At 62.9% G+C, this 12,042-nt stretch carries 10 protein-coding genes; all 10 read right to left on the bottom strand.

Annotation, left to right across the window (positions count from 1 at the left end):
• Positions 1-41: 41 nt before the first annotated feature.
• A complete protein-coding gene (locus NKI15_RS04475) occupies positions 42-887 on the bottom strand; it encodes a DUF1194 domain-containing protein (RefSeq protein WP_023691008.1) in 846 nt (281 codons plus the stop codon).
• A gap of 90 nt (positions 888-977) precedes the next feature.
• Positions 978-3,539 (bottom strand): GcvT family protein, encoded by a 2,562-nt coding sequence (locus NKI15_RS04480; protein WP_023706094.1) that lies wholly within the window; start codon positions 3,537-3,539, stop codon positions 978-980.
• A 154-nt stretch (positions 3,540-3,693) separates the two neighbouring features.
• Complete coding sequence (locus tag NKI15_RS04485; RefSeq protein WP_023750171.1) at positions 3,694-4,449, bottom strand: FkbM family methyltransferase; 756 nt, start codon at positions 4,447-4,449, stop codon at positions 3,694-3,696.
• On the bottom strand, positions 4,446-5,672 hold the full coding sequence (locus NKI15_RS04490) for a glycosyltransferase 87 family protein (RefSeq protein WP_023706096.1): 1,227 nt from the start codon (positions 5,670-5,672) through the stop codon (positions 4,446-4,448). The genes NKI15_RS04485 and NKI15_RS04490 overlap by 4 nt, the downstream gene beginning before the upstream one ends.
• A gap of 33 nt (positions 5,673-5,705) precedes the next feature.
• A complete protein-coding gene (locus NKI15_RS04495) occupies positions 5,706-7,136 on the bottom strand; it encodes an aspartate aminotransferase family protein (RefSeq protein WP_031196357.1) in 1,431 nt (476 codons plus the stop codon).
• 67 nt (positions 7,137-7,203) lie between these two features.
• On the bottom strand, positions 7,204-8,211 hold the full coding sequence (locus tag NKI15_RS04500) for an NAD-dependent epimerase/dehydratase family protein (protein WP_023700339.1): 1,008 nt from the start codon (positions 8,209-8,211) through the stop codon (positions 7,204-7,206).
• A complete protein-coding gene (locus NKI15_RS04505; RefSeq protein ID WP_023700340.1) occupies positions 8,208-8,651 on the bottom strand; it encodes an EamA family transporter in 444 nt (147 codons plus the stop codon). Before NKI15_RS04505 ends, NKI15_RS04500 begins: the two co-directional genes overlap by 4 nt.
• A 124-nt stretch (positions 8,652-8,775) precedes the next feature.
• Positions 8,776-10,128: an FAD-binding oxidoreductase gene (locus NKI15_RS04510; protein WP_023706098.1), complete on the bottom strand. Its 1,353-nt coding sequence runs from the start codon at positions 10,126-10,128 to the stop codon at positions 8,776-8,778.
• A gap of 3 nt (positions 10,129-10,131) precedes the next feature.
• Complete coding sequence (locus NKI15_RS04515; protein ID WP_352514126.1) at positions 10,132-11,565, bottom strand: UbiA family prenyltransferase; 1,434 nt, start codon at positions 11,563-11,565, stop codon at positions 10,132-10,134.
• Positions 11,566-11,772: 207 nt separating this feature from the next.
• Entirely contained in the window at positions 11,773-12,036 is a 264-nt protein-coding gene (locus NKI15_RS04520) for a hypothetical protein (RefSeq protein WP_023670370.1), read from the bottom strand.
• Positions 12,037-12,042 lie beyond the last annotated feature (6 nt).

Consider the following 12,042-nt stretch of genomic DNA (forward strand, 5'->3'; position numbering starts at 1 on the left):
CAATGAAACCGGCCCTTCACGGCAGCGTGATGATGCGAACGCTAACGGGCATCGAACATCCAGCTGCGGTCGCGCCACATCTTTTCGCCGACCTGGCAGTCGGTCGGCCGGTCCTGCGCCAGCACCACCGGCGGATGCCCGGCCTCCTCGCGCGCCCGTTGCGGCGAAGCGGCGCCGGCCAGCTCCAGCACCAGCTTGCGGCGGATGGCTTCGGGAAACTGCGTCCAGTCATTGACCGGGATCATGAAGGATCCGGGACCGCCGATGACGCAGTCGCTGTAGTAGCGGTCGAGATTGTTGACGTCATAGGCGCCGCCGAACCCGCCGCGCGTCATCAGCGGCAGGCCGTTGATGATGATGCCTTGCTTGACCACCGCGTCGCGGGTGATGTCGACGGGCGCGCCCTGGTTGTTGGGCCCGTCGCCGGAAATATCGATGACGCGCTTTGTCCCCTGAAAACCGCTTTCGGCGAACAGATCGCTGCCGAATTCCAGCGCGCCGGAAATCGAGGTGCGCCGGGCGCTGGCCGGCGGATGGGCGGAAAGCTGCGCGGCCACCCGCTCGGCATCGGCCCGGCTGGCGATCACCGTCCACGGCACGACGACCTGCTGCGTGGTCGCTCCCGCCCATTCGACATAGGTGACGGCGACCTTGCCGTAGGCGCCATCGGCGATGGCCTGCAGAACATTGTCGTGCGTCAGCGCAGCAGCATAGCCGTGACGCTGGATTTCAAGTTCGCCCGGCGACATCGACAGCGACACGTCGACGGCCAGCACCAGCTCGACGTCGACCGGCTCGGCGGCTTGAACCGGCGGCACCAGCCAGAGCCCCAGCGCCAGCGCGGCGCTGCCTGAAAGGAAATGTCGTGCGCAAGAAAAAGCAGACATACCCGAAGGTAAGCGAAAACCGGCTGCTGACAAAGCAAAAAGCCCGGCGAGGTGCCGGCTTTTCGATATGTTGGTTGGAACCGATGAAGCTCAACTCCTCGGCTTCAGATTCTCTGGATCGTAGAGCGGCTTGTAGCCGACGGCAGCCACCTCGACCGGGTAGGTCTCGCCGAAATATTCGATGGCAAACTTGCGGCCCTCCTGGGCATGGGCCCAGGGCAGATAGGCGAGGCCGATGTTCTTGCCGATGGTCGGGCCGTAGGCCATCGATGTGGTGAAGGAGCGGCGGCCGAGTTCGTCGACCAGCGTCTCGCCGGTCTTCGGATCCATCACCGGCATGGTGCCGACGGGATAGCGGGCAACACCCTTCGAATCGACGTTTTCCGTCATCACCAGCGTGCACAGGATCGCCGGCTGGTGCTCGCGGGCGCGGTATTCGACATGTTTTGCCTTGCCGCAGAAATCGTTCTCCTTGACCTTCGGTCGAGCAAGGTCGGCCTCGAGCAGATTGTACTCGGTCAACAGGTCGGCGTTCTGCAGGCGCAGGCTCTTTTCCATGCGCCGGGTGTTGGCATAGGTCTCGACGCCGAACGGCATGACCCCGGTCGAGCGCAGCGCGTCCCAAACGGCCAGGCCGTCTTCGTAACGCATATGCAGTTCCCAGCCCTGCTCGCCGACATAAGAGATGCGGAAGGCGGTGACGTCCTTGCCGCCGATCCTGACCGGCTTGATCGCCGCGAAGGGGAAGTTCTCGAGCGAGAGACCATCCGGATTTTCGACCACTTTCTGCAGCGTCGCCCGCGCGTTCGGTCCCCAGATGCCGATGGTGACGTATTTTTCCGTCACGTCGGTGATGGTGACGTCAAAGCCTTTGTCCTGCGCGGTGCGCTGCATGTAGCGGAAGTCGCGCGGACCGGCGTCGGCGCCGTCGATCAGACGGCAGCGGTCGGCCATGCGGATGACGGTGAAGTCGGCGCGCACCATGCCTTCCTCGTCGAGGAAGTGGGTGTAGATACCCTTGCCGATATTGTTGTCGCCACCAATCTTGGCCGCGCACAGCCACTCCAGCAGCGCGACATGGTCCGGCCCTTCGATGTCGTACATCGAGAAATGCGAGAGGTTGACGATGCCGCAATCCTCGCTCATCGCCAGGTGCTCGGCATTGGACACCCGCCAGAAATGGCGGTTGTCCCATTCGTTCTCACGTACGGGAACCCGGTTGCCATACTTCTCCAGCAGATGCTCGTTGGCGGCATAGCCATGCGCGCGCTCCCAACCGCCCAGCTCCATGAAGTAACCGCCAAGCTCCTTCTCGCGCTCCCAGAACGGCGAGCGGCGGATGTTGCGACCTTTGGAGAACGGCTCGCGCGGATGCACCGCCGGATTGTAGACCTTCATCGCCGTCTCGGTGCAACGATCCCAGATGAACTGCTCTTTCGTCTGGTGCGGATAGAAGCGCGCATAGTCGATGGCGTGATGGTCGATTTCCGTGCGGCCGTCCGTCATCCAGTCGGCGATCAGCTTGCCCATGCCGGGGCCGTCCTTGACCCAGATGGCGACGGCGTACCAGAGGCCCCTCACCTTCTGGCTCTCGCCCATGGACGGGCCGCCATCGGGGGTCACCTGCAACAGGCCGTTGAAGGAATGGCTTTCATTGTAGCCGAGTTCGCCCAGGATCGGCGTCAGCTCCATGGCGCGCTCAAGCGGCGCCAGGATCTGCTCCATGTCGAGATCGCGCTGCGACGGTGACAGCCGCGCCTGATCCTTTTCCAGCAAATCGCGCGGATGGCAGAGGCGCGGATTGGTCTCTTCGTAATAACCCCATTCGATCTGCCCACCCTCGGCGGTCCTGGGGTCGCCGGTGTCGCGCATATAGGCCGAATTACCCTGGTCGCGCAGCAGCGGCCAGCCGATCTCCTTGCCCGTGCCGGCAAACTCATTGTAGGGACCGAAGAAGGTCAGCGGATGGTCGATCGGCATGACCGGCAGGTCCTCGCCGACCATCTCGGCGATCAGCCGGCCCCAGATGCCGGCGCAGACGATGACATAATCGGCCATGATCGTGCCGCGGTCGGTAACGACGCCCTTGATGCGGCCTTCCTCGACGATGAGAGATTTGGCGGGCGTGTTGGCGAAGGATTTGAGTTTCCCCGTAGCTTCCGCCTGGTCGACCAGCTTGCCGGCGACGGTCTGCGAGCGCGGGATGACCAGGCCGGCGTCCGGATCCCACAGGCCGCCCTGCACCATGGACTCTTCGATCAGCGGGAATTTTTCCTTGATCTCGGCCGGTTCGATCAGCCGGGCGCGGGTGCCGAAGGATTTGGCCGAGGCGATCTTGCGCTTGATCTCGTCCATGCGGCTGTCGTCGCCGACGCGCGCCACTTCGAGGCCGCCGATGCGGGCATAATGGCCCATCTTTTCGTAGAAATCGATCGAGTAGAGCGTCGTCCAGCAGGACAAGAAGTCGTGGCTGGTGGTGTAGCAGAAGTCCGAGGCATGCGCCGTCGAGCCGATGTCGGTCGGGATGCCCGATTTGTCGATGCCGACAATGTCGGTCCAGCCGCGTTCGATCAGATGATGGGCGATCGACGCGCCGACAATGCCACCCAGGCCGACGATGACGACCTTCGCCTGTTTCGGAAACTCTGCCATTGCCGCGACTCCAAGGGGATAAAGCGGGCGTGTCCGCGCCCGTTCGAATGGCGCACAATATGCAGAGGACGTGGATGGAGCTACCGCCTGTTTGCGACACGTCGCAGATGCGACGCGACCCGGCGCGCCGGCGTGCCGCCAGTGGCGATCTATCTCAGGCGAAGGCCCAGATGTCCTCGGCCTGGAAGCCGACCTGATAGCCTGATGTCTTGAGCTTGACCACGACCTCGCCGATTTCAGCCGCCGGCAGCGCGCCGACCTCGACCTTGATCATGCCGGGGCGGTAGCGCTTGAGGTCGAGCTGTTCGAAGACGATCCAGTCGGCGCCCTCGCAATCGACCAGGAAGGCGTCGATATGCGTGATGCCGTTGCGGTCGAGCAGCGTCTGCAGCGTTTCCGACGTCACCTCGATATCCCTCACGTGCGGCGCGAACTTGTTGAAATTGGCGTCGTCCTCGCCCCAGGCATTCTTGCCCGACATCAGATTGGTGTCGGTGACCGACGAGCAGCCGATGAACTCGATCGGCAGCGTGCCGGCCTCGAGTGCCGCGGCATCGAAAGTGTGGACGGTGATCGTGCCCTTGGTCTTCGTCACCGCGACCGGTTCGATGACGAAGCGTTCCGTGTCGGGATAGTTGGCGCGCAACCGCTTCTGATTGTACGGGATCGGCTCGACCAGCACGGCCCGCGCCCGCGGAATGCGGTGCAGCCACGGCGTGACGTCGTCGAACAGCGCGCCGTCGCAAGCGCCGACATTGACCATCTGGAAGGCTTGCCCACCGCCAAACCGCGCCTTCAGCGCCGCCTTGGCCAGGAATTTCGTGCCACGCAACGCCGGCCCGCGATCGAGCAGGCCGGCGGGCAGGCCGAGCGAAAGGGCGATGCGCGCCAGCCCGGAAATGGAACTCATGGCTTACCTCCAGGTATGGCGATGGGCCGCCTTCCATTCAGGCTTGCCGACGCCCACAGCGCCATGATCGGGCCGACAAGCAAAAGGTAGGGCGGCAGAAGGTTCGGGAAGTAGATGCGGGTGTCGTGGATCGGAAAGACGGTGAATTTCGCCAGCACGCCGAGCACCAGTGCTGCAAGCAGGATGCCGGCGCGGCGATCGAGCCGGAAGCCGGCGCGGCCGAGCGCAAACCACGCGGCCAGCGCCAGAACCGAGACCCCGACCCAGCTGTTGATGCTGATAGCGCGAATGAAGGATGCGGCAAACGCCTTGAGATAGGCGCCAACCGAGAACGGCGGCTCGAAGCCATCCATATTGTAGTGCTGCTCGATGCTGGAGAACCACAGATGCGGCCACCAGCCGGGATGCTGGGCCCAGTGCGAAATCGCGAAATAGGCGACGAAGGACGCGGCAAAGCCGGCCAGCGCGCCCCACGCCCGCTGCCGGAAGACCAGCAGCAGCACGGCGAAAATGGCCAGGAACACGATGTTGTCCGGCCGCGCCATGAAGGCCAGGAAAAGCAGGACAGCGGTCGCTGCCTCGCGGCCGCGCACATAGGCAAGCAGCCCGCCGAGGAACAGCGCCGAGCACAACAGATCCGGGGTCGAGGCGCGTGCGGCATCGCCGAAATCGGCCATGATCAGCACCGCGCCGACCACAGGCGCCAGCGCAAGCGCGCCTTCGGTTCGCAGCCACAGCAGCGTGATCATCCCGAACAGCAGCACCGAGACCACCTGCAGCACCCGCATCGCCTCGACCGGCGACATCACCGAACTCATCGTCGACAGCATCTCGGCATAGAGAAACTTGATCCGGTACATGCCAAGCAGCGAGTGAAAGTCGGCGGCATTTTGCGCCATATGGCTGCGGAAGCCGCCGCCATCGTCTGTCAGCGCCTTGTAGTCGGCGGCCGAAACGCCGGCCTGGACCGTCCTGTAGGCATAGTCATGCAGCGCCTGGGCATCTGGGTAAGCGCCCTCCTCGGCGATTGTGAGATAAGGCAGCATGTCCCAATTGGCATCGGGCATCGTCCAGGCGGTAAACGCCGTCAGCAGGATATAGAGCGAAAACGCGATCGCGCCGATTGGCGCGGCCCATCGCGCATAAGTCCCCTCGCCCCACGCCAGAGCGGCCGCGGTCAGCCGGTCGAGTGTGTTTTGCGGGGCGGGAGACTTGCTCAGCATTGTCGGACTCGGGACTTCGCTCAACGGACTTCTTTAACGGACCTGGCTTTTGACGAAATCCTTCACGATCCCCACGATGCCGCGCGACAGCAGGCTATCGAAGGCATCGACGAAATGGTCGACATGCTCGCGCTGGCAGATCAGCGGCGGCTCGAGACGGATGACGTTGCGGTTGTATTCGGTGAAGGCGACGAGCACGTCATAGTCGCGCAGCAACAGCGCGCCGACGAAGCCCGACAGCGAGCCCTTCAGCTTGTCGTCGAGGACGCTGACGATCGGACGCAGCACCATCGGCAAGGTCTGCGAGAAGTCGTGGAACTCGAGCCCGACCATAAAGCCTTTGCCGCGCACATCCTTGATGATCTTCGGGTACTTCTCCTTCAGCGCCTGCAGGCGCTGCAGCAGATAGTCGCCGGTAGTGGCGGCGTTGTCGATCAGCCCCTCATCATAGAGCACGTTGATGCCCTCGATCGCGGTGACGCAGGCCTCGCCCATGCCGCCAAAGGTGGCCATGGCATGGATCATCGCCGTCTTCGGCGTGCCATAGGCCTTCATATAGACCTCGCGCCGGGCGATCATCGCGCCGACCGCCGCCTTGCCGGCGCCGAGCGATTTCGCCAGCGCCGTCACATCGGGCACGACGCCATAATGCTCGAAGGCATAGAAGCGTCCCGAACGGCCATAGCCGCACTGCACTTCGTCCGCCACCCACAGCACGCCATACTGGTCGCAGAGCACGCGCAATTTCTGCCAGTATTTGGCCGGCGCCTGGATGATGCCGCCGCCGCCCTGGATTGTCTCAAGCACGATGACGCCGACCTCCGGGTCGGAGCGGAACAGCCGCTCGACCGCTTCGATATCGGCGAACGGAATGCGAACGGTGTTCTCAGCCATCTTGAAGTCCGCGCGGTAGAGCTGGCCATCGGTAATGCCGAGCACGCCCTTGGTCTTGCCGTGGAAGGAATTCTCGGCATAGACGATTTTTGGCCTCTTAGGCCCGGCGGCGCGCTCGGCGAGCTTCACCGCCGCTTCCATCGCTTCCGAACCCGACGAGCCCAGAAACACCATGTCGAGATCGCCGGGCGAGCATTTGGCGATGTTGTGCGCAAGGGCCGATGCATATTGCGACATGAAGGCGATGGCGATTTCCTGGCGCTTCTCCTCCTGGAATTTGCGCCGGGCCTCCAGGATGCGCGGATGGTTGTGGCCGAAGGCCAGCGAACCGAAGCCGCCGAAGAAGTCGAGAATCTTGCGGCCGTTCTGGTCGATGTAGAACATGCCTTCGGCACGCTCGATCTTGATCTTGTGGAAGCCGAGCAGCTTCATGAAATGCAGCTGGCCCGGATTGAGATGCGCCTTGAACAAGTCGGTCATGCGCGCAACATCCATCGCCTTCGCCTGCTCGACGCTGATCAGGTCGGGCTTGGCGATGGCGGTAGGCGACAACGCCGGCGCGCCGAGCATGGTGCGCGCGTTCGTCTGCTCAGGCTTGGCCATGACGGTCATTTCGGAGTTCTCCTGGTCGTCCCACCTATTCGGCGGGGACATGATTTGCGGTGACGGCAAGCCCGTCTTTCTTGGCGCGGTATTCGCTGTAGGCGGCGATCAGCATGTCCTCGTCGCGATATTGCGGCACCCAGCCGAGCTGGCGCTCGGCCTTGGATACGTCGAGCACGCACTCCTCATCGGCGATCAGATATTGTTCGGGATCCATGATCGGCATGTTCATGAGATCGAGCAGGTCGAGGGTGCGCTTGACCGCCCAGCCCGGCGTCGGGATCAGCAGCGATTTCGAGCCGGCATGCTTGATCAGGTCGCCCAGCAATTTCTTCACCGGCGGCGGATTGAGGGAGCCCAGATTATAGGCCTGGTTGGGCACGCCTGCCTTCCAGGCCGCGCGGGCAGCTTCCGCGCAATCGAACACCGAGATGAACTGATAGGGGTTCTTGCCCGAGCCGATCATCGGCACAGGAAAATTCCAGTCGATCAGTTTGAACAGCTTTTCCAGGATCCCGAGCCGGCCGGGACCGATGATCAGCCGCGGTCGAAAAAGCGAGATCGACATGCCGCGCTTGCGCCATTGCGCGGCGAGCTCCTCGGTCTTCTGCTTCGACCAGCCATATTCGCCGAGCGGCGCGACCGGGTGCTCCTCGGTCATCGGCTGGGTGACCGTGTGGCCGTAGATCATGTCCGTGGTGTAGTGGACGAGCTTGGACGCGCCGGCCTTGTCCATCGCCTGCATGATGTGTTCGGTGCCGTGGAGATTCACCGGAAAGAAGAAGTCGTGACGCTTGGCCCGCACCTGGATCGGCGACAGCATTTTGGCCGACAGGTTGTAGACCATGTCGTCGGCCTTCAATCCGATGTTGGCCACCGAGGCCGTATCCGTGACATCGCAGGTGACGAAGCGAACGTTGCGATAGTGCGCCAGGTCGCTCTTGACGATGTCGGCAACGACAACCTCTTCACCATCGGCCACAAGCTTCGGGGCAAGATGACGGCCGACGAAGCCGTCGCCGCCGAAAATAACATGTCTCATCGAACGATCTCGCTGGTCTTGTTGGGGATGATGGAAGCGGTTTGGTCGTCATGCCCGCGCCCGCCCAAGTCTCGACCGCTTTGCGCGATCAGCACGGTGCCGACGCAGATGAAGGCGATGCCGGCAATGCGCCAGGCATTGAGGTCCTCGCGGAAGATGAAATAGGCGAAGATCGCAACCGCGACATAGGCAAGGCTGAGGAACGGATACGCAAAGCTGAGCTCGACCTTGGACAGCACATAGAGATGCGAAGCCATCGAGATGACGAAGGTGCACAGGCCGAGAAACACCCATGGGCTGAAAACGACCTGCAACAGCCTCAACAGCGGATTGGTGCCTTCGAACGAAATCGGCCCGAGTGACATCATGCCTTGCTTCAGCATCAGCTGCGCGGCGGCATTGGTCATGACCGTGAACAGAATGAAGACGATGTATTTCATATTTTGCACCCGCCACTCGCAACGGTCGTATTACGAACCTGCAAACATTTCATGAAGTCACGACAATGCTTTGAGTAAACCACGGAAATTACGATCTATTCACCATGACTTATTCGGATTGTACCTATTCAGCTGCCTCGACACGCCCTGGCCGGACGTTGAGCTTTTTCGCCGTCCGCAGCCAGAAACTGGACACGAACGCCGGGTCGCGCAGCGCTTCAAGCCGCTGCCAATTCGGGAAGGAGGCCGCGAAAGTATCAGCGCCCATGCGCGCATCCTTGTACGGGTTGACCGCGCCGCCGGCCGCGACCGTGATGCCGTCGAGTTCGCTGAGCAGGGCCAGCGTCCTGTCGCCGCGATTGGGGAAATCCAGCGTCAACGTGAAGCCTGGCCGCGGAAAAGACAGCAGCCCCGGCGAGCGGATCGAGCCGAAGCGCTTCAACACGGTGAGGAAAGAGCCCTGCCCGGCCCGTCGCGCCGCCTCGAGCAGCGCCGGCACGGTCTGGCGCGCGACATTTTCCGGCACCAAGCTCTGGTGCTGGTAGAGACCTTTCGGGCCATACAGCCGATTCCAGTCGCCGACACCATCAAGCGGAAAGAAAAAGCCCTGGTAGCCGGTTTGGCTCGGCCCCGGCGAGCGCCCCTTCTTCCACCGATAGGCGGCGTTGAAGGCGGTGAGGAACGGCCGGTTGAGCACATTGAACGGCGGCTGGAACGGCACTGAAAAACGGGAGCCGGCGCGAGACGCCGCATGCGAGCCATACTCGGCATGATTGCCTGTCAACAACAGGCCGCGCCCGCGGCCATGGCCGCCGGCAAGCTGGTCGATCCAGGCGACGGCATATTCATTGGCCTGGTCGGCGGCCTCGGCCAGTTCGAAGAATTCGCCGAGATCGGCAAACCGCGTTACCTTCTCGGCGATATCGAGCGAATGCACCCGCATCAGCCGGATCGAGGCCGACAGGATCAGGCCGGTCAGCCCCATGCCGCCGATCGTCGCCGCAAACAGCCTTGCATTGTCGGTTGCCGAGCAGGTGTAGGTCCGCCCGTCCGAGCGCAGCAGCGTGAACGACTCGACATGGCAGCCAAAGGTGCCGCGCCGGTGATGGTTCTTGCCATGGACGTCATTGGCGATCGCGCCGCCAAGGGTGACGAACTGGGTGCCTGGGACGACAGTCGGAAAGAAACCGTAAGGTGCAGTGTGCGCAATGATATCGGAGAGGAACACGCCGGCCTCCGCCTCGAGCAGGCCGGTCTCGGCATTGAAGGCGCCGATGCGGTTCAGCGGCCGCATGTCCACGACCGCACCTGGCCCGTTCTGGCAGGAATCACCGTAGGAGCGGCCATTGCCATAGGCGAGCAGAGCGTTCTTTGTCGCCTTGCCGCTTCGCATCAGCGCGATGGCATCGTCGGCCGCGATGGCTCGCTTTGCGGCCGGCGTGGCGAGGCCAAAACTCCGGTACCGTTCGCCGGCCATGCCCTACCAGCCTCCCGCGACCAGAAGGGCGGCGCCGATCACCACGACGATCTGGCTTCGCCAGTCGCGAATGATGAAGATGACCGGATCATCATTCATCTCGTTGCGGCGCGCCAGGATCCAGACCCGCATGGTCAAATACAGCACGATCGGCGCCAGCGGCCAGACCAGCCTGGGATGCGGATAGAGTTCGCGCACGGAGACGCTGTCCATGTAGAGCGCCAGCACCAGCGCCGAGGAGAAGGCCGACGCCATGCCCGCCTGGGCGACGATCTCCTGATCTTCGATGCGGTAGCCGCGACCGGCAATGCGCTCGCCCACCGGAATGGCTGTGGTGCGCAGTTCGACATAGCGCTTCACCAGCGCCAGCGACAGGAAGAAGAAAATCGAGAAGGCGAGCAGCCAGAACGAGACTTCGACCCCGGTCGCCGCAGCACCTGCCAGCACACGCACTGTGTAGAGCCCCGCCAGCGTCAGTACGTCGGCCAGGAGCATGCGCTTGAACGACAGCGAATAGGCTGTGGTCACCACCAGATAGCCGGCGAGCACGCCCAGGAACTCGATCGGCAACAGAAGCCCGGCGGCAATGCCGATCGCCAGCAGCACCGCCATCGCGCCGAGACCGAACGGGATCGACAAAGCGCCGCTGGCGAAAGGCCGGTTGCGTTTGGTCGGATGCTTGCGGTCGAGCGCAAGGTCGAAGAAATCGTTGAGAATGTAGATGGCGGAAGCCACGGCGCTGAAGGAGACGAACGCCAGCAGGCATTGCCAGATCATGTTGATGTTGAAGTATTCATGCGACAGCACCATCGGCACCGCGATCAGCGAATTCTTCAGCCACTGATGCACCCGCAGCATCTTGACGTATGTCTTCAATGTCCTTTTCGGCGCCGGCATCCTTTCGGCGCTATGCGCGGCCTGCCAGCGCTTCGCATGGCGGTCGGGCGCCACGACGATGGCGTTGCGTGCGGCTCCGAAAACCTTGAGGTCGTGCCGGCTGTTGCCGGCATAGTCGAAACCGCCGTCGCCATAGGCGGCGATGAGCGCGTCGCGCTTGCGGCCCGAGGTCATGTTGTGGGGACCGTCGGTCGCCAGCACATAGTCGAAGACGCCCAGATGCGCGGCGATCGTCTCGGCGAACTTGCGTGGCGTACCGGTCGCCAGCACGATCTTGCGTCCGTCGCTATGGTCGGCGAGCAGCCGCTGCAGCAGCGCTTCGCGATAGGGCAGCGAGGCCGGATCGATGTCGATGCGGTCGGCGATGGCTTGTTTCAGCCGCGCCGGGCCGGCGGCCAGCCAGAACGGAACCAGGAAAACATAGAGCGGATTCTTCTTGAGCAGGATGAACAGGCCTTCCCAAAGAAGATCGGTCGCAATCAGCGTGCCGTCGAGGTCGACCGCAAGCGGGATTGCGTTCTTGTCCGACCGCGCATCCATATCTTTCCTGCTCAGCTCAAAAACCCGTCGCGCCACGTTTCGGCGGCTTGGTATCCGGCATAGCGAGCAACGGCGCAACGAACGTTAAAACGTCTGGTTGCAACGGATATGCGCCGGGGTATTTCCCTCGTCATCGTTAAGCAACCGTTGCCGTAGACGAGAAAAGGCCGGGCATTGCCCGGCCTCTGCAAGAGCTGCCTGCCGACTTTACTTGATGCGGGCAACGCCACCCGAGATTTCGACCGTTTCCGAGCCGGTCAGGGCCTCGAGGTCACCATTGGGCAAGGTGACGAAACAGCCGTTCGGGCAGAATTCCACGGTTTCGCCGGCCGCCAGCGCCAGCTCCGTCTTGCCGCCGCCTTCCGTCACGATCAGCGTACGGGTCTCAGCATCCTTGTTGACCGCGCTGGCGGCAAAGGCCGAGCCACTCGCTGCGGTAAGAGCGATGGCGACGACGAGCGACTTCCACATTTTGCA

It is taken from the genome of Mesorhizobium sp. M0862 (assembly GCF_040319795.1).
Lineage (GTDB): Bacteria > Pseudomonadota > Alphaproteobacteria > Rhizobiales > Rhizobiaceae > Mesorhizobium.

Coding starts and splice junctions, on each gene's coding strand:
- NKI15_RS04505 (WP_023700340.1), bottom strand. CDS start 8,651: ATGAAATACATCGTCTTCATTCTGTTCACGGTCATGACCAATGCCGCC.
- NKI15_RS04490 (WP_023706096.1), bottom strand. CDS start 5,672: ATGCTGAGCAAGTCTCCCGCCCCGCAAAACACACTCGACCGGCTGACC.
- NKI15_RS04480 (WP_023706094.1), bottom strand. CDS start 3,539: ATGGCAGAGTTTCCGAAACAGGCGAAGGTCGTCATCGTCGGCCTGGGT.
- NKI15_RS04515 (WP_352514126.1), bottom strand. CDS start 11,565: ATGGATGCGCGGTCGGACAAGAACGCAATCCCGCTTGCGGTCGACCTC.
- NKI15_RS04500 (WP_023700339.1), bottom strand. CDS start 8,211: ATGAGACATGTTATTTTCGGCGGCGACGGCTTCGTCGGCCGTCATCTT.
- NKI15_RS04510 (WP_023706098.1), bottom strand. CDS start 10,128: ATGGCCGGCGAACGGTACCGGAGTTTTGGCCTCGCCACGCCGGCCGCA.
- NKI15_RS04485 (WP_023750171.1), bottom strand. CDS start 4,449: ATGAGTTCCATTTCCGGGCTGGCGCGCATCGCCCTTTCGCTCGGCCTG.
- NKI15_RS04475 (WP_023691008.1), bottom strand. CDS start 887: ATGTCTGCTTTTTCTTGCGCACGACATTTCCTTTCAGGCAGCGCCGCG.
- NKI15_RS04520 (WP_023670370.1), bottom strand. CDS start 12,036: ATGTGGAAGTCGCTCGTCGTCGCCATCGCTCTTACCGCAGCGAGTGGC.
- NKI15_RS04495 (WP_031196357.1), bottom strand. CDS start 7,136: ATGCTCGGCGCGCCGGCGTTGTCGCCTACCGCCATCGCCAAGCCCGAC.